We start from the raw sequence: 18,158 nt of genomic DNA, 5'->3' as shown, positions 1-18,158 counted from the left end.
ACTGTCTCCGGCGACTCTACGCGCGACTTCCCGGTTAATTCGCTGTCCGATATCCGTACTCGGTGGTAGACATCCCCGGTGTCGACGAAACTTGATCTTCCCGAACTGCTCCGCCTGATCGACGAGCGGTCGGCCGCGTTCACCGCCGTCATCGCCGCCGCGCCTAGCCTGGACGTGCGGGTGCCGTCCTGCCCGGACTGGACGCTGGCCGATCTGGCCCAGCACCTCGGTGAAGGGCGGCACCGTTGGGCCGCGACCGTGGCCGCCGGTCCCGCCGACTCCCGCCCGGAGAAGTCCGAGTGGAACACCTCGGACGCCCCGCGGGACGGCGCGGAGCTGTCCGCCTGGCTGACCGAGGCGACCGAGCGGCTGACCGGGGTGCTGCGCGAGGCCGGCCCGGACCGCGTCTGCTGGACCTGGTGGGGCGACTCGCAGTCACCGTCGACCAGCGGCGCCGTCGCCCGGCACCAGCTGCAGGAACTCGCGGTGCACACGTACGACGCACAGCTTGCCGTGGGTGACCCGCAGCCGCTGCCGGAGGTGGTCGCTCTCGACGGTGTCGACGAGTTCCTGAGCACCTGCGTCGCGGTGTCGAGCCCGTGGCCGCACGACCCGGCCGTGGTCGAGTACCGCACCACCGAGGGTCCGTCGTGGTGTCTGCGCCTGACGGCCGACGGCGCCCGCGCCGACCGGCTGCCGGCCGCCGCCGACGTGACGGCCGAGACCTCGGCCAGTGACCTGGTGTTGACGTTCTACGGCCGCAAGCCGGTCGACGCCCTCAAGCTCGACGGTGACCGTCGGGTCCTCGATCAGCTGGTGGCCTGGGAACCGGAGTAGAACCGGCCATCCGCCGTGCGGCGGCCAGCGGGGTGATCCGGTGGTCGGTGGCGTAGGTGAGCAGGGCCGCGGTCCGCTCACCGATCCGGTCGACGCGGGCGTCAGTGGCGGTGTCGTCCAGCCCGGCCTCCTCGCGGGAGACGGCGTGGACGATGCCGCCGATCGAGGCCAGCACGTCCGGCACCCAGGTGATGCCGCGCTCGTGCAGCACCCGGTCCACGGTGTCGTCGGCGAGCTGGTTGTTGGCCGGGCCGACGATCAGGGCGGCCCGGCAGTCCCGCGCGACCCGGTCGGTCAGCAGGCCGCCGGTCGCCGCCGGGACGAGCACGTCCAGTTCCTCGGTGAGCAGATCGGCGGTGGACCACCGGGCGCCGGAGCGCTCGACCGGCCCGGCCAGCCCGGTGTCCACGTCGGTGACCAGGACGGTGGCACCGGAGGCGACGAGGTCGCCGGCCACGAGCCGTCCGACGTGGCCGAATCCGATCAGTCCGATCCGACGGCCGGTGACGCGGTCGTCGCCGTGCCGGTGACGTAGCCCGGCCCGCAGCGCGGCGACCACTCCCCGGGCGGTGGCCGCCGACGAGTTTCCGCTGCCGCCCTCGGATTCCGGCCGGCAGAACGCGTAGCCGCGGGCCAGCCGGTGGATCAGCGACATGTCGTCCGGGGTCGAGCCGATGTCCGGCCCGCACCGGTAGCGCCCGTCGAACCCGTCGATCGCCTCGGCGATGTCGGTGATCAGGTCGGTACGCCGTCGTGGATCCCAGCCACCCGGCGGCAGCACCGCCACCGTCTTGCCGCCGCCGTGATCCAGCTCGGCCAGCGCGCATTTCATCGTCATCGCCTCGGACAGGCGCAGCACGTCGTCGACGCCGTCGCGCCAGGACGGGTACGGCTTGATCCGCACCCCGCCGATCGCCGGGCCCCGTGCGGTGGAGTGCACCGCAACCGCGACGGCCACCCCGGTGCGTGTGCCGCGGGCGATCCGGACTTCCTCATGAGTCAGCTGTGTTCGGTCCATGACCACGAGACTGGACGTATGCACGAGTCGCGACAACCGATGCCGGAATATGTTCGGTGGATGACGGAAACAGCGAACATGGATCGACTCGACGAGCAGATCGTGGACGAACTCCAGCGGGACGCCCGGATCCCGTTGCGGGACCTGGCCCAGATCGTCGGCGCCGCGCCGTCGACGTGTTCGGAACGGATCCGGCGGCTGGAGCAGCGTGGTGTCATCACCGGGTTCCGGGCCGAGGTCAGCCTGTCCGCGCTCGGTCGGCGGGTGCAGGCGCTGGTGTCGGCGCAGGTGCGCCCGCTCAGCGCCGACGTGATCGACACGTTCGAGCGGGAGGCGCTGGCCATGCCCGAGGTGATGGCCGTCTACGTGCTGGCCGGCGGCGACGACTTCCTGCTGCACGTGGGTGCCGGCAGCATCGAGGACCTGCACTTCTTCCTGGTCGACAAGTTGAGCCGGCGTCGTGAGGTGATCAGCTTCCGTACCTCGACGATCTTCCGGCACGCCCGGAACCAGACCCTGACCCGCCTGCGGTGAGGCCCTTCGGCCCTGTTCCGGTCAGAAGCGCGGGCATAACCTGACGGTTGGACAAACCGGACAACCTCGGAGGTACGGCGATGAGTTCCCCGACAGTGACACCGGTCGTCGTCGGCGTCAGTGGATCCGCGGCCGGCCTGCGCGCGGTCGAGACGGCCGCCCGGGAAGCCGGCACGCGGGGGCTTCCGCTGCGGCTGGTGCACGCGCTGCGCTATCGGCACGGGGTGATCGACCAGGCGCGTTCGGCCGGTGACCTGCTGCGACAGGCCCGCGACATCGCGCTCGCCACCACGCCGGGACTGTGGACGACGATCGAACTGATCGAGGGCGACCCGGTCACCGGGCTCCTGCGGTTGTCCCACCGGGCGGCGCTGACCGTGATCGGCGACGGGAACCTCGACGAGCACGTCTGCCTGCCCCGCGAGGCGACGGCCGTGCAGGTGGCGGCCCGCGCCCACGGCACCGTCCAGGTGGTCCGGGGTGCGGCCGGGCCGCTCGGACCGGTGCTGGCCGGAGTCAGCGGGACGGTCACGTCGGCGCCGGTGCTGGAGCGGGCGTTCGAGGCAGCCGCCGCCCGGGGTGTGGACCTGCACGTCGTCCACGTGGGTGAGGTGACCCACCGGATGCGGGTGCTCGAGGACGTGATCATGTCGCGGGCGTTCGCCTTCGGGGTCGTCGCGCGGCTCGACGTGACGCCCGGCGACCCGGCCGCGGTGCTTCGTCGCCGTGCACGGGACGCGTCGCTGGTCGTGGTGGGTGCGCGGGGCGAGTCGCCGTACCACGGACTGCTCGGCTCGGTGACCCAGACGCTGCTGCATCATGCCCGCGGCCCGGTGGTCGTGGTCCGCGCCCCGCGGACCGCGCCGATCCGGCGGGTCGCGGAGCTCGCGGGATTGGCCTGACCCTCCCCGGTTCGGGCCTCCGGTTCGGAGGCCCGAACACCCGCGCGGCGGTCTCACGCCACGAAGTAGGCGGGGGCCGGATCGGCCAGGTCGTGGTCGTCGACGTCGAAGGCGACCCGGGAGTCCACGAAGACCACCCCGGCGACCAGGCGGACCAGGCGCTCGGCGAGGATCGCGGTGGACCAGCGCTCGACCCGGCCGGTCAGGGTGACCTGGCCGCGTTCGACCACCGCGTCGACCTTGCCGTCGCGTTCGGTGAGGGTGGCCTCGTGCACCGCGGCCCGCACGTCGACCAGGATGTCGTCGTCGTGGCGCAGATGTTCCTTGAGCAGGTCGCTGCGACTCACGATGCCGACCAGGCGGCCCAGCAGGTCCTCCACCGGCAGCTGCTTGACGTGTGCCTCGTCCATCCGGCGGGCGGCGGTCCGAATGCCGGTCGTGGCCAGGACCACCTCGGCGGGCGCGGTCATCAACTCACCCGCGGTCAGGGCGCCGGCCTTGCGGCGTGCGGCCCGTCCACGGATCTCGAACCACTGCGGGCGGTCCGACCCCGCATATTCGATCTTGCGGAGCAGGTCCGACTCGGACACCACCCCGAGGACGCGCCGATCGGCGTCGACCACCGGGACCGCGTTGATCCGGTAGGCCGCCAGCAGAGCGACCACCTCCCGGTAGGGCGTCGCCGGGCCGACCGTGACGACATCGCTGGTCATCACGTCACTGACATGCCAGATCCTCATCTTCCATCCCTCCGGCACCGACGCTAGGCGCGAACCGGTCCACCCGGCAGGCCACAACGACCCGCCTGCCCGGGACCAACGGCCGGGTCGGGTCAGTCGCCGCGCAGGTAGCGGGTCACCATGTCGACCAGTTCGGTGGCGAACGTCTCGACCGGCACCGAACCGGGTGCGGCCATCAGCTTGTGGGTGTTCATCTCGATGGTGAACAGGATCAGGTCGGCCGCCGTGCCGACGTCGCCGACGTGGACGTCCGGGTGCCGGGTGAGCAGGTCACGGATCTGGGCGGTACGGACCCGGCCGTGCCTGTCGATGGCGTCGAGGAGGTCCTGGGACAGCGGCGCCTCCTCGATCATGATGCGCAACAGCTGCGGGTCCTCGCTGTGGCTGTCGATCGCGTCGCGGACCAGGGCCCGGACCGTTTCCCGGAGGGTGCCCGGGGCCAGGTCGAGCCGGTCGGCCCCGGTCCAGCTCCCGCGGTCGATGTGGCGGATCAGCAACTGGGCGAGGATCGCGTCCTTGTTCGGGAAGTACTGGTACAGCGAGCCGATCGAGATCCGGGCCCGCTCGGCGATGCGGTTGGTGGTGCCGGCGGCGTACCCGTGCTCGGCGAAAACGTGAGCAGCCGCGGTCAGGATGCGCTCTCTGGTGAGCTCCGCGCGGACCTGACGGGGCTCGCGACGTGGTTGAAGGCGGCGGTCGGCCGACGGCATCGGAATGGCTCCCCTGACGACGAAAAGCGAGTAGAGAATAGCTGAGCTATTACTCACAATAGTGTCGTGAGCTGGGGAAATGAAAGTCAACTGACCACCGTCGACGAGGTCGAGGCGTTGATCGGCCGGGCGCCGGCACCGGTGCTGCGCAAACAGATCGACGCACTCGACGAGGGCTGCCGAGCGGTGCTGGCGCACAGCCCGATCGCGGCGTTCGGCTACCGCGACGTCGACGGGACGAGCACCACCGCGTTCGTCGGCGGCCGGCCCGGGTTCGCGCGGCTGCTGTCGCCGACCCGGATCACCTTCGCCGTCCCACCGGGTGCGCGGGGGCCGGCCTCCCTGTTCTTCCTGCTCCCCGGGGTCGGTGAGGTCCTGCGCGTCAACGGCACGGTCACCGGCGACGTCCTCGGTGTCGAGGAGGCGTTCGTGCACTGCGCGCAAGCCGTCCTACGGTCCCGGCTCTGGTCGCCGCCGCCCCCGGTGGGCCCGGACTCCGCGGTGCCGGCCGACGGTCCGCTGAGCCGCCCCGGGGTGGCGTCCTTCCTCGCCGCCGCACCGTTCCTGGCCCTCTCCACCTGGGACGGCGCGGGCGGCAGCGACACCAGCCCACGCGGCGATCAGGGCTCGGTGGCCCGGGTCGTCGACGGCTGTACCCTGCTGATCGCCGACCGCAGGGGCAACAAACGCGCCGACGCGCTGCACAACCTGATGAGCGACGACCGGCTCTCGCTGGCCGCGCTGGTCCCGGGCCGCACCGACGTGCTGCACCTGCGCGGCCGGGGAGCCGTCACCACCGACCCGGAGCGGCTACGGTCTCTGGCGTTGCGCGGCTCGCCACCGCATGCCGCGCTGCTCATCGACGTCGAGCACGCCGAACTGAGCACCGGCGGCGCGGTGGTCGGCGCTCGGCTGTGGTCACCCGGGGCGCACGTCCGGCCGGGTGCCGCACCGGATCTGATGATGCTGGCCGGCGAGCATCTCGCGGCCAACACCGCACCCCGGTTCGTGCTCACCGCCGTCCGGGCCGTCCCGGGACTGGGCCGGCTGCTGCGGCGGGTGATGAACCGCGCCTACCGTTCCGGACTACGCAAGGAGGGGTACGCCGACGGCGTCCTGCGGGAGGTCCGGGTCGCCGAGGTCCGCCGGGAGACACCGAGTGTGGTCACCGTGGTGCTGGCGGACGGCCGGCCGTTCGACTTCCGGCCCGGCCAATTCTTCACCGTCGTGACCGAGGTGGACGGCCGTCCGGTGCGCCGTGCCTACTCCGCCTCGTCGGCGGCCGGCGCCGACCGGTTGGAGGTGACCGTCAAACTCGTCGACGGCGGGCTGTTCTCCACGTACGTACACCGTAGGCTGCGGGTCGGGGACCGGCTGGCGCTGCGCGGCCCGTCCGGCACCTTCCATCCGCGGTCTCCGGCCGAGATCGTGCTGGTCGCGGGTGGTAGTGGGATCACCCCGATGATGAGCATGATCCGCAGCCGGCTCGCCGGCCCGGATCGCGGCCGGATCGCTCTGCTCTACAGCAGCCGCGACGACACGGAGATCATCTTCAGGGCCGAGCTGGACCGGCTCGCCGGAGCGCACCCGGACCGGCTGTCGATCAGGCACGTGTCGACGCGCCGGAACGGCCGCCTCGACGCCGCGGGCATCCGCGGTTGGGTGACCGGGCTGGTTCCGGGGCCGGAGGCCCACTACTTCGTCTGCGGGCCCGAGGCGCTCACCGACACCGTCCGGAGCACCCTGACCGGCCTGGGCGTCCCCGACCGGCTGGTGCACAGCGAGCGTTTCCACAGCGGGCCGGAGGCCGTGACGACCGAGCCTCAGGAGATGACCGTGACCGAGAACGGGCGTGTCATCGGTACGGCGGTGGTGGCGCCCGGGCAGACGCTGCTGGAGGCGGGGCTCGACGCCGGGTTGGCACTGCCGTACTCCTGTACGGTCGGTGGCTGCGGCTCCTGCACCGTCCAGCTGACCGGCGGCGACGTCACCCGCACCGAGCCGGACGGCACCGTACTGGCCTGTGTGAGCTGCCCGCTCTCGGCGGTGACACTCGACATCAGGCGGTGAGCGGTCGGGCGTCACGCGCCGTTGCTGCGGCTGTCCCGTTCCGGCGTGGGTGGGGCGATCCCGCGGACGGTGACCTCGATCGACTCCGCGGTGAGGTCGTCGTGGGGCAGCCGCACCTCCGCCCGGAAGGCCGGCCCGGTGACGGTCGCCGTGGTCGCCCCGGGACCACCGGCGATGGACGTCACCCGCAGAGCCGTGAGCGGAGCGGCGAAGCCGAGTTGCACGGCCCGCTGACGGGCGCTCACCTTCGCCAGCGCCTCCAGGGCCGCCTGCATGTCGACCTCCGAACAGTCGATCGGCCCGGGCTCGTTGCGGCGACGCAGCCAGCGTGTCAGGGCTTTCAGGCCGTCGTACGACGCGTTACCCAGCACGCCCGAGGCGAGGACTCCCGAGGTCCACTTCCCGATCTCGACGGCGGGCGGAAGGTAGTCGGGCCACGGTGGTCTCCGGTCGATCTCGAACCAGTCGTCGGCGTCCGGCTCCATCACCTGCTCCTGCCTGAGGGTCATCCGTGTACCCGCATGGTGGCCCAGCGGCGGGGGTCGGCGAAGGCGTCGTCGGGCAGCCGTTCGAAGGGGCGCCTGGAACTCGCGCAGCAGCTCGGCCTGCTCGGTGGGAAGCGCCGCCGCCTGCTCCGGGCGGAGCAGCGCGGCCTTCCACGTACCGTTGCGGAACGCCCGCTGCAACGCGGTCAACGCATGCGCCGGCGGCTTGCCGGTCTGAAGAAAGGACGAGGTCAGGCGTACGGCGGTGAAGGCCGCCACCGGATCGCCCAGATCCCACATCGACGCGGCCACCGACCGCGCCCCGGCGATCCGGAACGCGACGTCGAGCCCGCAGTACTCGTCGACGACCGACGTCAATGCCGCGTCCACCGCGCTCTGGCAGGAAGCGAGCACGACGTGCGGCCGGCCCGGGAGACGCCAGGTGGTGGCGATCGTCCGTCCGAACACGACGCCGTCGCCGAGCGTCAGGTAGCTGGCCCCCCACGCGTTCGAGCTGGAACGCCCATGCCCGTGCCAGTTGACCCGGATGTCGCCGAGTTCGAAGCCGCCGGGCAGGTCGCCGAGGCCGTACAGATCGTCGATCCGCATCTGCTCGCCGAGTTGGAGGCGGAGAACGTCGAGCATCCTGCGGTAGAGGCCCACTCCCGGCAGTGGCGAGTCTCGCTCCATCACCGACACCAGCCGCGGCGTGGGCTGCCGGTATCCGGGCGGTGGCACCCAGGTGCCGGAGGTCGACGCGTCGAACAGCGACGAGCAGAACCGGACGGAGTTGACGACGTCGTGCAGGTACAGATCGGTCTCCGCATCGAGGACCAGGGCGTGCAGCGGCAACGCGTGCAGGGCCTTGTGCGGTACGAAGATCACCTCGTGCACCGGCCGCCCGCCGATCAGCACCCCGATCGCGCGCCCGAGACTGCCGAAGGGTTCGCTCAGCCGGGCGAGATCGGCCGGCCGCCGTCGACGGATTCGGCGAAGGCGGCCACGGACGCCAGCAGCCCCTGGTCGATGCGGTTGATCACGGCGCAGCGGTACTCGACCCGGCCGTCGCCCGACTGGCCACGCATCGGATAGTTGGTCGCCGAGATCAGCAGCAGCTGGGTGTCGGAGATCAGGTGGAACGAGATGACGGCGGTCGGGTCGGGACGTTCGTTGAGGTAGTGCTCGAATGCCGAGCGGTGGGTCACGGCGATGCGGACCTGGGGCGCGTAGCCGATGTTGCTCGTCTGTGACTCGAACATCAGATGGCGGGTCGACATCCCCTTCACACAGTCCAGCAGGGCGAGCGCCTCACCGAGGTGCATTTCGCCGCGCTGGATGGCACGGGCGACGGCTGCCGCACCGAGGTCCAGGACTTCGTGATTGTCGTCGACCAACGCGAGCAGCCCTTGCGCGTCGGCGATACCCCCGGCCCCGGCGACGACGGTGATGAATTTCCGAATGAGCACCTTGTCGGCGATGTCCATCCTGGACCTCCAGACAACGGCCACTATGTCACAGGCGGGCCGCAGGTGGTCTCGTACCGCTCCGGACTGTCACCGGTTGGTGGAGGCGTTGCGCAACTCGGCGAAGGTCTCCAGCGGCACGGGAGAACAGACACCTGATCACGACCGTCGGAGCCCGGGTGGAAGCGTGAACCAGAAGGTCGCCCCGCGGCCGGCCGCTCCCTCGGCCCAGGTCTGCCCGCCGTGCCGTTCCACCACCCGGTGCACGGTGGTCAGCCCGATTCCGGTGCCGGGGAACTCGTCGGCGCTGTGCAGTCGGGCGAACGGCTGGAACAGCTCCGCGGCCTTCCCGGCGGGGAAGCCGACGCCGTTGTCGCGGACGAAGAACCCCCGGTCGGTGCGGCCGATCTCGACGGCCGGCCGTTCGGCGTCACGGGTGAACTTCACCGCGTTGTTGATCAGGTTCTCCAGCACCACCCGGATCAGGCCCTCGTCGGCGTCGGCGGTCATGGCTTCGTGCACGGTGAAGTCGACCTTCGACGCCGGGTGACGGGACTCGACGTCGTCGATCACCTGCCGGGCCGTCACGGTGAGGTCGAACGGCGCCCGACGCAACTGGCCGCGGCTGGCCCGGGCCAGGACCAGCAGCGACTCGACCAGATCGGTCATCCGGCCGGCGGCGGTCTGGACGCGGCCCAGCCGGCGGAGGCTCTCCGGGCCGATCCGGCCCTCCTCGTCCTCGAGTACCTGCTCGGTGTAGCTGCCGATCACCTGGAGCGGGCCGCGCAGGTCGTGCGAGACCGAACCGGAGAACGCCTCCAGCTCGCGGTTGCGCCATTGCAGCTCGGCGACCAGGGCCGCACTGGTCGCGGTACGCTCGGCGACTTTGGCTTCCAGGGAGGCGTAGAGCAGCGCGTTGTCGATGGACACGGCCAACTGCCCGGCGATGAGGCGGACGGCGTCGAGGCGGTCGGTGGTGAACGCACCGCGGGCGAGCCGGTTCTCCAGCAGCAGGATGGCCCGCGGCACGCCCTGCGCGAAGATCGGCAGCACCAGCAGGGAGCAGCAGGTCAGACCGGTCAGATAGGGATCTCGGGCGAACCGGTCGTCGTGTACCGCGTCGTCGACCAGCAGCGGCTCGCGGGTGCGTTCGGCGTAGCGGACCACCGACATCGGTACCAGCCCTCGCGCGGCGCCCTCCTCGACCGCGACCGTCGCGCCGGGTTCGCCGGGCGGGCCGGGTAGACGCCAGCCGCCGTCCTGATCGTCGCGCAGCAGGACCTGGACGGCGGTGGCTCCGGTCATGGCACTCAACACCCCGCTGACCCGGGCTCGGATCCGGTCCAGGTTGGTCTCCGAGCTGAGCGCCTGGGAGGCGTTGAGCACGGCGAGCAGGTCGATGGCATCGGTGGAGAGGTCGCTGTTGCCGCGGCCGGTGGCGGGCGAGCCGGCCGGCTCCGGATGGGCGCCGTCGATCTGGCGGACCTTCGCGGTGGCACCCCATGCCTCGTACCCGGCACGGGCCTCGGCCAGCAGGGTCCGGCCGGTGTGTTCGAGTCCCTGCGCGGTATGGAACCGAGCGGCACGTTCGAGGATCAGTGCACGATGCCAGGGCCGTTCGGTCGCCGCGGCCGCGCGGATCGCCGCGTCGAACGCGGATGCCGCAGCCGGGGCGTCGCCGAGCGCCCAGGCCTGCTCGGCCTCGATCAGATCGGCGAGGTGGGCGAAGTTGTCGGGCGCGTCCGCGGCCCGGGCGGCGAACCAGCGGCCGCAGGCGGCCAGGTCGGCGGTGACCCGCTCGTCGGCCGCCGAGGTCCGGACCCGCTCGGCGAGGGCGATCCCGCACAACAGCCGGGCGATCGCCGTACAGTATTCGCCCGTATTGTCCGGCAGTAGGGTGGTCATCACCGCCGTGTAGGCGGCAAGGCCGGACATGCTGCCGCAGAGCACTTCGGCGATCCCGTGCATGGTGTGGAACGTCAACGCCACGATGGGATTCGCGGCCAGCCGGGCCACGAACGCCGACTCGTCGAACGAATCGTCGTCGAAGGAGGCGGGCGCCGCGGTCTCGCCGCGCAGCGCGCGGGCCAGCTGGCGGATCGGCGTCAGCGAGTCGACGACGTTCGGGTCGCAGGTCGCGGGGGTGCGGGCGATCGACGCCTCCACCTCGGTGACCAGGTCGGTGAGCGTCGGCGCGCTGTCGACCAGGGCGATACCGAGCGCGACCCGGCAGTAGGCCGCCGTATACGGATCTCCGGCCCGCAGCAGGCCGTCGTGTGCCCGCCGCAGGGCGGCGACGGTGCCCTCGAGCCGCTCGAACCAGTGCGCCGCTCCGGTGTTGAACACCAGCAGTGCGGTCGGGGCGGTGCCGTACCCACGCGCCTGGGCGACCGCGACCGCGTGCCGCGCCACCGTGTAGCCGGACCGGAGTTCCTGCCGCACCGTCTGCTCGACGAAGGCCACACAGCTCAACGGCACGATCAGTTCGGCGCAGGGGCCGTGCTCGACCCAAAGACGCCAGCCCTCGAAGACCAGCCGTCCGTAGACGGCCGGATCGCCGACATGAGCGATGGGCATCAACCGCGTCAACAGCCCGGCGACGGCCAGCGCCGACGGATCGGTCACCTCGGGCCGGTCCAGGTCGGCGGCCGGGCCGCCGGCCGCCACCCAGCTGTCGACGGCGGCCATCCGGTCCTCGAACCCGGCACCCGCCGCCTCGGCCGCGGGCACCACCACCCCGAGCCGGCCGAGCAGGTCCAGGCCCAGCACCATCGCCTCGCGTACCCGGCCTCGGTTGACCAGACTGGGGATCTGGGCGTTCGCGGCGGCGGCGAGCGCTTCCGGGCCGGGATCGCGGCGCTCGATCGACCGGTAGACCTCGTCCGCCTCCGCCGTCCGGCCCAGGGCGAACAGTGCGGCGTGCCGGTCGATCTCCAGCACTACCAGCAGCGGCTCGCCGTCGGCCAGGGCCAGCGCCGCGGCCAGCAGGCGTTCCGCGGTCACCGGGTCGACCACCCGCAGCGCCGCCGCGTGGGTCTGGAACAGCCCGGCCACCGACAGTCGTTCACCTCGGTCGACCAGCTCGGCGGCCCCCGGCAGATACTGTTCCGCCGCGGCTGCCGCGAACTGCGGGATCGGCGCCAGCCGCCGGGCCAGCTTCAGACTCAGCTCCTGCCGGGCCACCGGTGCGAGGAGGGCGAACGCGGCCTCCTGAACCCGGTCGTGCCGGAACCGCACCGCAGAGGTGGCCTCGCGCTCCATCAGCAGCAGGCCGTCCTCGAGTGCCGGCCGTAGGCTCTCCTCGACGACGTGGATGCCGAGACCGGCCGCGGCCGCCAGCAGGTCGAGGGTGACCTCGCCGCCCAGCAGAGCCGTCATCGTCAGCAGATCCCGGGTGGCCGGCGGCAACCGGTCGATGCGGGCCATCACGAGTTCCAGCACGTCGCCCCGGCCGACATGGCGGCGCACCGCGTCCGCGTCCCACCGCCATCCGTCCGGGCCGGGTACGAGCACCCCCTCCCGACGCAGCGCGTTGACCACTTCGACGCTGTCGTAGGGATTGCCACCGGTACGAGCGACGAGCGCCTCGGCCAGACCTGCCGCATCGTCCGGACCCAGGCGCAGCATCTGAGCGAGCAGCACGCCCAGGTCGGTCGGCGGCAGGTTCGCCAGCCGGATCCGCTCCGGTGCCGGCTCGCGGCCCGCCCACTGCGACGACGCCGCCGCCAGCGGGTGGGAATTGTCGATCTCGGCATCCCGGTAGGCGCCGACCAGCAGGAGCCCTCGAATCTCGGGATCGGTGAGCACCGCGTCGATGAAACCGACCTGTGCGGCCCCGGCCCACTGCAGATCGTCGAGGACCAGCACCACCGGCCGTTCCGGTGAGGCGACGACGCGCAGCACGTCGAGGCCGACCCGCACCAGCCGCCGTTCGACGGTCCTCGGGTCGGGGGCCGTCTGGTCCGGGGCCACGTCCATCAGCGGCGCGAGTTCGGGCACCGCCGCCGCGGCCAGGCCGACGTTGGTGTCCAGCGTGGCATGCAGCCGCCGGACCAGCGCCGCCACGGCCTCCTCCGGTTCCGCCAGCAGCAGGCGGCACAGCGCGCGCATGGCCTGCCGTACCGCGTCGGAGTCCGGATTCCGGCGGTACTGGTCGCATTTGCCCGACACCAGCCAGCCGCCACGTCCGGTCACGTACGGCCGTAACTCGTCGATCAGGCTGGACTTTCCGACGCCGGGACCGCCGCTGACCAGCACGCCACGCCCCCGGCCGGCCATCATCTCGTCGAAGGCGGCCCGCAACCGGGTGATCTCGGTGTCCCGGCCGACCAGCCGCGACGGCGGCACCAGCCGTACCGGGAAGTCCCGCTCCCCGAGCGGGAACACCGTCGACCCGGCACCGCGCAGGCCGTCGAGCAACCGCGACAGGTCGTGGGCCAGACCGTCGGCGCTCTGATAGCGCCGGTCCGGTTCCTTCTCCAGCAGCCGCCCGACGATGTCCGACAGCAGAGGTGGTACCAGCGGATTCACCTCGGCCGGCGGGACCGGGGTACGGGCCAGATGATCGTGCGTGAGCCGCAACGGGTCGCCGAACCCGAAGGGTGGACCGCCGGTCAGCATCTCGTACAACGTCGCGCCGAATCCGTACAGGTCGGCGCGTCGGTCCACCGGGCGGGCGGTGCGCCCGGTCTGCTCCGGCGCCAGGTAGGCCAGTGTGCCCACGATCCGGTTCTCGTGGGTGAAGGCCGGCCGTTCCTCGGCGAACGTGGTCGCCAGGTCGAAGTCGATCAGCGCGGGACGCCGTCGCGCTCCGCAGAGCAGCACGTTCGACGGACTGATGTCCCGGTGCACGACACCACGGCGGTGCACCTCGGCGAGGATGCCGGCCAGGACCACCGCGACCTCCACGGCGTCCACCGGATCGAGTGGCCCGGCGGCGAGAGCCGTGTCGAGGCCGGCACCTGCCACGTCGGCGCACACGATCGCCTCGTCACCGTCGCGGCACACCAGGTCGGGTACGCCCACGACGCCGGCCAGACGTTCCAGGATCGCCCGCTCGTGACGGCGCCGGCCGGCGGCGTCGGCACCGAAGACGTCCTTACGGATCACCACCTCGGTGCCGTCCGCCGAGCGCACCCGAGCGACCCGCGTCCGGTCGCTCTCGTACAGCACCTCGACGTCGGCTTCGACGGCCGAGGTCCCACCCGCTGCCATGAGTCACCCCCAAAGTCGCCCCTGTTCGATCATTCCCCTCGGGGCGGAGCAACTTCGGGTTTCGCCGAGGCCCGGCTGTCCGGCCGGTCCCCCGACTAGATTCGGTCAGGAGTCCGGTGTCGCGGGAGCCCGCAGGGGGTGGGCCCGAGCCTCCTCGGCGGCGAGGTCGGCCATCGCGGCCCGGTAGTCGTCGCGGGAGATCCGGCCGGCGCGCAACTTCTTCAGCAGGGCCTTCTCCGGGTCCGGGGCCGGTGGCAGTGGCAGGTCGAGCAGCGGGGCCAGGCATGGGTCGGGGTGTGGCGGTAGCGGGGTGGGTGGGCGGTCGACCAGGGACAGGGCGATCAGGCCCACGACTTTCATCAGCAGGATCACGGCGAACAGCATCAGCACGGCGGCCATGGTCACATCACCTCCGACGAGGCCCGGGACACCGGCAACGTCCGCCGATGTCTCCGGACTCAATGTCACCACGTGAACGCCCGTAGTGATAGGGCTTATCGGCTCCCCTTGGTCACGGTCAGGGTGCTGACCGGGGTGGGGTTCAGCGCGTTCGCCCGGGTGCCGGTGTCGCCCCAGGTCCCGGCGGTGATGGCGGCGTCCCGTTCGGCGATCAGGGTGGTGAAGGTGGCGGTGGTCAGGCGGTCCAGGCGCAGCTGCCACTCGACGCCGGTGCCCTCCGGTTTCGTCGAACCCAGATACACCGTGTACGGGGCGGCGACACCGTCGTAGAGGTCGACCTTGCCGTCGAGGTAGCAGCGCCCGGCCACGCAGATCGACAGGGCGACGACCGTGGCGGTGGCGGTGGCGTCGGCGGCCGAGACGGCGAACTCGGCGTCGAACGGCCACGGAACGGTGCTGTGGTCCGCCGGCGAGACGATCCCGGTCTTCACGGCGGCGCTGGAGGCGGGGGCTTCGACCGTACGGGATGGGGCTGTCGACGGCGTGGCCTGGACCGTGGCGGCCGACGCGGGCTCGGATTCGTCGTCCGGCAGGACGAGGATCGTGGTCACGGCGATGGCGATCACGCCGACCGCCGCAGCGGCGAGCGCCCAGGACTTCCGCGACGTCGCAGCGGGCTCCGCCGGGATCCCGGGGAACACCGCGGGCGAGGCGATCGACGCGGGCGAAGGGGCCGGCGCGGCCGGCGCGGGCTGGTCCGAGCCCAGGTAGGCGAGTGCCCGGACCACTGCCGGATGCTCCGGGCCGAGAGCCGCCGGGCCGAAGGCCGCGACCCTCGCGTGGTTGGTCCGAGCCACATGGCGGTTGGCCAGTTCCTCGGCGACGACCGCGAGATCATGGGCCAGCAGCAGCCCGAGCGGATCCGCGTCCTCGAGTCGATGCCCGATCTCGAGAGCCTCCTCCAGGACCCGCCGGGCGGACATCGGGTCGTCCGCGCGCATGTGGATCCCGGCGAGCTGTCGCATGGTGGACAGCAACTCGGTGTCTGCCTGGGCGAGCTGTGCCCGCCCGATCTCGATGGCACGTTCGAGCAGCGCCTGGGCACCCTGCAGGTTCCCGGCGGCGGCGAGTGTCTCGGCGTGCTGCCGGGCTTGGGCGAGGGCGGGTGAGTCAGGCATCCGATCATGCTGCCAGACCGGGTTTAATCTGATTTCCATGCAGGTGCTGGAGTTGTTCCGGAACACAGTCGCGCACGTGCCCGCCTACTCCGTGTTCCTGCGGGAGCAGGGCGTCGACCCGGATGAGGTGACCGACCCCGCCCAGATCCCGTTGATGACCAAACAGGATTACCACCAGCGGTTCGACCTGCCACAGCGCTGCCGGGACGGCCGTCTGGACGCGGCCGCGACGGTGGCGGTGTCGTCGGGATCGTCCGGCCGGCCCACGGTCTGGCCGCGAACGGTCGCCGACGAGGACCCGGTGGCGGCCCGGTTCGCGCAGGTGTTCCTGGACGGCTTCCGGGCGGGTGAGCGCCGCAGCCTGGCCGTGGTGTGTTTCGCGCTGGGCAACTGGGTCGGCGGGATGTATACGGTCGCCGCCTGCCGTCGGTTGCCGGTGACGGTGGCCGCGCCCGGCAACGACATCGGCGAGATCCTGCGGGTGGTCGGCGAGTTGGGCGGCCACTTCGATCAGACGGTTCTGCTGGGCTATCCGCCGTTCGTGAAGAACGTGATCGACGCCGGTGTGGCCCGGGGTGTCGACTGGCCGTCGCTGCGGGTCAAGCTGGTGCTGGCCGGTGAGGTGTTCAGCGAGCAGTGGCGTGACCTGGTGGCGGCCCGGGCCGGGATCGGCGATCCCGAGACGGACATCGCGTCGCTGTACGGCACGGCCGATGCGGGGGTGCTGGGCAACGAGACCCCGTTGAGCGTACGGATCAGGCGTTTCCTGTCCACCCGGCCGGAGGTGGCCGCGAAGCTGTTCGGCGAGTCCCGCCTGCCGACGCTGGTGCAGTACGACCCGGCCACCCGCCTGTTCGAGCCGGCCCCGGACGGCACGCTGGCGTTCAGTGCCGACGGCACGGTGCCGCTGGTGCGCTACCACATCGCCGACGACGGCGGCCTGATCCGGAAACCCGACCTGCTCGCCCTGTGCCGTGACCACGGTTTCGACCCGGGCGACGGCCCCGACCTGCCGTTCGTGTACGTCTTCGGCCGCTCCCTGTTCACCGTCTCGTTCTTCGGCGCGAACGTCTACCCGGAGAACGTCACGGTCGGTCTGGAACGCCCGGACATCAGCGCCTGGTCGACGGGTCGTTTCGTGCTGAGCACCGTGGCCGACGACGATCACGACCGCCATCTGTCGGTGGTGGTCGAGTTGGCGCCGAACGCCGAGGCGACCCCGGAGCGCGCGCGGCTGGCGGCCGACGCGATCCGGACCGAACTGCTCCGCCTGAACAGCGAGTTCGCCAACTACGTGCCCTCCGGCTACCAGACCCCCCGGGTCGAGTTGCGGCCCGCCGACGACCCGGAGTTCTTCCCGAAGGGCGTGAAGCACCGGTACACCAGGCGTTAGACCAGCCGTTGCAGCAGCGTGGCGTATCCGGCGTCGGTGAGCAGCCCGTCGCGGTGCAGCTCCGCCAGGTCGGCGCGGAGTGCGGCGGTCTTGACCGCGAGCCGGTTCGCACCGCCGCGCCCCGAGTCGAGGTCGGCCAGCTTGCGCCGCAGTTGGCGGGCCTGTTTCGCGGGCAGCGAGTCGATCACCCCGAGCGGGTCCGGCCGCGGCGGTGGGTGGGCTTGCGAGGTGGGGCGAGGCGCCGGCGCCGGCGACGTCACCGGAGCCGGTCGGCTCGGTGCCACCGGCGGCACGGCCCGTGGCGTGGTGCCGGGCGGCTCGGGCGATGATGACACGACACCGACCAGGGCTACCGCCGCCGCGACGGTGATGATCACCGGCCGGTGCCATCGCCGCCCGGTCGCGCGGTGTGGGGTGCTCAGCCGCTCCAGCGCGACACGAACCAGGGCCGGGCTGTCCGGGCGGTCCGCGGGGTACTTCGCGAGCAGCGTCCGCGTCAGCCTGTCGAGGGCCGGCGGGACGTCCGGTCGCAGCGCGCAGATCGCCTGCGGGGTACGTTCGACATGTTGCCAGGCGACCTGCTCGGTGTCGCCGTCCACGTAGGGCGGCCGCCCGGCGAGCATGTCGTAGAGCACGCAGCCGAGCCCGTACAGGTCGGTGCGGGCGTCGACGACGCTGCCGGTCACCTGTTCGGGTGCCATGTAGGCGCTGGTGCCGACCATCGGTGCCGAGTCGGCCCCGGCGAGTCCGGCGATGCCGAAGTCGCAGACCTTCACCCGCCCGGCGCGATCGAACAGGATGTTGGCCGGCTTCACGTCGCGGTGCACGATCCCGGCCCCGGCGGCCGCCTCGAGGGCGGCGCACACGCCGATCGCGATCCGGATCGCCTCGGTCACCTCAAGGGGTCCGCCGTGCAGCCGGTCGGCCAGACTCCGCCCGTGGACCAGCTCCATCACCAGGTAGCGGACCCCGTCGTCGGCCCCCACGTCGTGCACGGCGACGATGTTCGGATGGGTCAGCCCGGCGATGGTCCGGGCCTCCCGATCGAAGCGGTCCGGTCCGCCGCGGCGCAGCACCTTGACCGCCACATCCCGGCCCAGACGAAGATCGAATCCCCGCCAGACCTCGGCCATCCCACCGCGCCCGAGCGGCTCCAGCAATTCGTACCGATCACTCAATACGCGCCGCCCCATCGAGCAACCCTGGCACAGAACG

The 18,158-nt window shown here is 71.8% G+C and carries 14 protein-coding genes; 5 read left to right on the top strand and 9 right to left on the bottom strand.

The features are described from left to right. The first annotated feature begins 78 nt into the window (after positions 1-78). Positions 79-837: a maleylpyruvate isomerase family mycothiol-dependent enzyme gene (locus tag Q0Z83_RS14435; RefSeq protein ID WP_317794416.1), complete on the top strand. Its 759-nt coding sequence runs from the start codon at positions 79-81 to the stop codon at positions 835-837. Here Q0Z83_RS14435 and Q0Z83_RS14430 read toward each other — a convergent pair. Continuing rightward, positions 779-1,855: a Glu/Leu/Phe/Val dehydrogenase dimerization domain-containing protein gene (locus Q0Z83_RS14430; protein ID WP_317794415.1), complete on the bottom strand. Its 1,077-nt coding sequence runs from the start codon at positions 1,853-1,855 to the stop codon at positions 779-781. The genes Q0Z83_RS14435 and Q0Z83_RS14430 overlap by 59 nt on opposite strands. Before the next feature lie 60 nt (positions 1,856-1,915). Between Q0Z83_RS14430 and Q0Z83_RS14425 the strand changes: the two genes are divergently transcribed. Further along, positions 1,916-2,389, top strand: coding sequence for an Lrp/AsnC family transcriptional regulator (locus Q0Z83_RS14425; RefSeq protein ID WP_317794414.1), 474 nt, complete (start codon positions 1,916-1,918; stop codon positions 2,387-2,389). 80 nt (positions 2,390-2,469) lie between these two features. Continuing rightward, positions 2,470-3,291 (top strand): universal stress protein, encoded by an 822-nt coding sequence (locus Q0Z83_RS14420; protein ID WP_317794413.1) that lies wholly within the window; start codon positions 2,470-2,472, stop codon positions 3,289-3,291. Between the two features lie 53 nt (positions 3,292-3,344). Here Q0Z83_RS14420 and Q0Z83_RS14415 read toward each other — a convergent pair whose 3' ends face one another. Together Q0Z83_RS14415 and Q0Z83_RS14410 are read right to left on the bottom strand one after the other, a co-directional pair. Next, the gene (locus Q0Z83_RS14415) at positions 3,345-4,031 is read right to left on the bottom strand and encodes a CBS domain-containing protein (protein WP_317794412.1); all 687 of its coding nucleotides are present in this window, start codon (positions 4,029-4,031) and stop codon (positions 3,345-3,347) included. 92 nt (positions 4,032-4,123) lie between these two features. Then, positions 4,124-4,741 (bottom strand): TetR/AcrR family transcriptional regulator, encoded by a 618-nt coding sequence (locus Q0Z83_RS14410; RefSeq protein ID WP_317794411.1) that lies wholly within the window; start codon positions 4,739-4,741, stop codon positions 4,124-4,126. Between the two features lie 66 nt (positions 4,742-4,807). Here Q0Z83_RS14410 and Q0Z83_RS14405 point away from each other — a divergent pair, with 66 nt between their 5' ends. Next, positions 4,808-6,811 carry a 2Fe-2S iron-sulfur cluster-binding protein gene (locus Q0Z83_RS14405; protein WP_317794410.1) on the top strand — a complete coding sequence of 668 codons (2,004 nt, stop codon included), beginning with the start codon at positions 4,808-4,810 and terminating at the stop codon, positions 6,809-6,811. 11 nt (positions 6,812-6,822) lie between these two features. On the opposite strand, the gene Q0Z83_RS14400 is transcribed toward Q0Z83_RS14405, so the two are convergent. The 5 genes from Q0Z83_RS14400 to Q0Z83_RS14380 form a co-directional block, all read right to left on the bottom strand. Beyond that, entirely contained in the window at positions 6,823-8,181 is a 1,359-nt protein-coding gene (locus Q0Z83_RS14400) for a CHAT domain-containing protein (protein ID WP_317794409.1), read from the bottom strand. 65 nt (positions 8,182-8,246) lie between these two features. Continuing rightward, positions 8,247-8,780 carry a hypothetical protein gene (locus Q0Z83_RS14395; RefSeq protein WP_317794408.1) on the bottom strand — a complete coding sequence of 178 codons (534 nt, stop codon included), beginning with the start codon at positions 8,778-8,780 and terminating at the stop codon, positions 8,247-8,249. Positions 8,781-8,918: 138 nt separating this feature from the next. Beyond that, the gene (locus tag Q0Z83_RS14390; protein WP_317794407.1) at positions 8,919-13,973 is read right to left on the bottom strand and encodes an AAA family ATPase; all 5,055 of its coding nucleotides are present in this window, start codon (positions 13,971-13,973) and stop codon (positions 8,919-8,921) included. A gap of 105 nt (positions 13,974-14,078) precedes the next feature. Beyond that, positions 14,079-14,372, bottom strand: a complete 294-nt coding sequence (locus tag Q0Z83_RS14385) for a hypothetical protein (RefSeq protein WP_317794406.1) — start codon at positions 14,370-14,372, stop codon at positions 14,079-14,081. Between the two features lie 95 nt (positions 14,373-14,467). Beyond that, positions 14,468-15,550 carry a tetratricopeptide repeat protein gene (locus tag Q0Z83_RS14380; protein WP_317794405.1) on the bottom strand — a complete coding sequence of 361 codons (1,083 nt, stop codon included), beginning with the start codon at positions 15,548-15,550 and terminating at the stop codon, positions 14,468-14,470. Between the two features lie 37 nt (positions 15,551-15,587). Here Q0Z83_RS14380 and Q0Z83_RS14375 point away from each other — a divergent pair, with 37 nt between their 5' ends. Beyond that, a complete protein-coding gene (locus Q0Z83_RS14375) occupies positions 15,588-16,943 on the top strand; it encodes a phenylacetate--CoA ligase family protein (protein WP_317794404.1) in 1,356 nt (451 codons plus the stop codon). Here Q0Z83_RS14375 and Q0Z83_RS14370 read toward each other — a convergent pair. Further along, positions 16,940-18,136, bottom strand: coding sequence for a protein kinase domain-containing protein (locus tag Q0Z83_RS14370; RefSeq protein WP_317794403.1), 1,197 nt, complete (start codon positions 18,134-18,136; stop codon positions 16,940-16,942). The genes Q0Z83_RS14375 and Q0Z83_RS14370 overlap by 4 nt on opposite strands. Positions 18,137-18,158 lie beyond the last annotated feature (22 nt).

This window comes from Actinoplanes sichuanensis (genome assembly GCF_033097365.1).
Lineage (GTDB): Bacteria > Actinomycetota > Actinomycetes > Mycobacteriales > Micromonosporaceae > Actinoplanes > Actinoplanes sichuanensis.
This window is presented reverse-complemented; position numbering and strand designations above follow the sequence as displayed.

Excerpts from the sequence above, each read along its gene's own strand:
- Q0Z83_RS14430 (WP_317794415.1), bottom strand. The coding sequence starts at position 1,855 with ATGGACCGAACACAGCTGACTCATGAGGAAGTCCGGATCGCCCGCGGC.
- Q0Z83_RS14425 (WP_317794414.1), top strand. The coding sequence starts at position 1,916 with ATGACGGAAACAGCGAACATGGATCGACTCGACGAGCAGATCGTGGAC.
- Q0Z83_RS14410 (WP_317794411.1), bottom strand. The coding sequence starts at position 4,741 with ATGCCGTCGGCCGACCGCCGCCTTCAACCACGTCGCGAGCCCCGTCAG.
- Q0Z83_RS14380 (WP_317794405.1), bottom strand. The coding sequence starts at position 15,550 with ATGCCTGACTCACCCGCCCTCGCCCAAGCCCGGCAGCACGCCGAGACA.
- Q0Z83_RS14385 (WP_317794406.1), bottom strand. The coding sequence starts at position 14,372 with ATGGCCGCCGTGCTGATGCTGTTCGCCGTGATCCTGCTGATGAAAGTC.
- Q0Z83_RS14395 (WP_317794408.1), bottom strand. The coding sequence starts at position 8,780 with ATGGACATCGCCGACAAGGTGCTCATTCGGAAATTCATCACCGTCGTC.
- Q0Z83_RS14415 (WP_317794412.1), bottom strand. The coding sequence starts at position 4,031 with ATGAGGATCTGGCATGTCAGTGACGTGATGACCAGCGATGTCGTCACG.
- Q0Z83_RS14420 (WP_317794413.1), top strand. The coding sequence starts at position 2,470 with ATGAGTTCCCCGACAGTGACACCGGTCGTCGTCGGCGTCAGTGGATCC.
- Q0Z83_RS14370 (WP_317794403.1), bottom strand. The coding sequence starts at position 18,136 with ATGGGGCGGCGCGTATTGAGTGATCGGTACGAATTGCTGGAGCCGCTC.
- Q0Z83_RS14390 (WP_317794407.1), bottom strand. The coding sequence starts at position 13,973 with ATGGCAGCGGGTGGGACCTCGGCCGTCGAAGCCGACGTCGAGGTGCTG.
- Q0Z83_RS14375 (WP_317794404.1), top strand. The coding sequence starts at position 15,588 with ATGCAGGTGCTGGAGTTGTTCCGGAACACAGTCGCGCACGTGCCCGCC.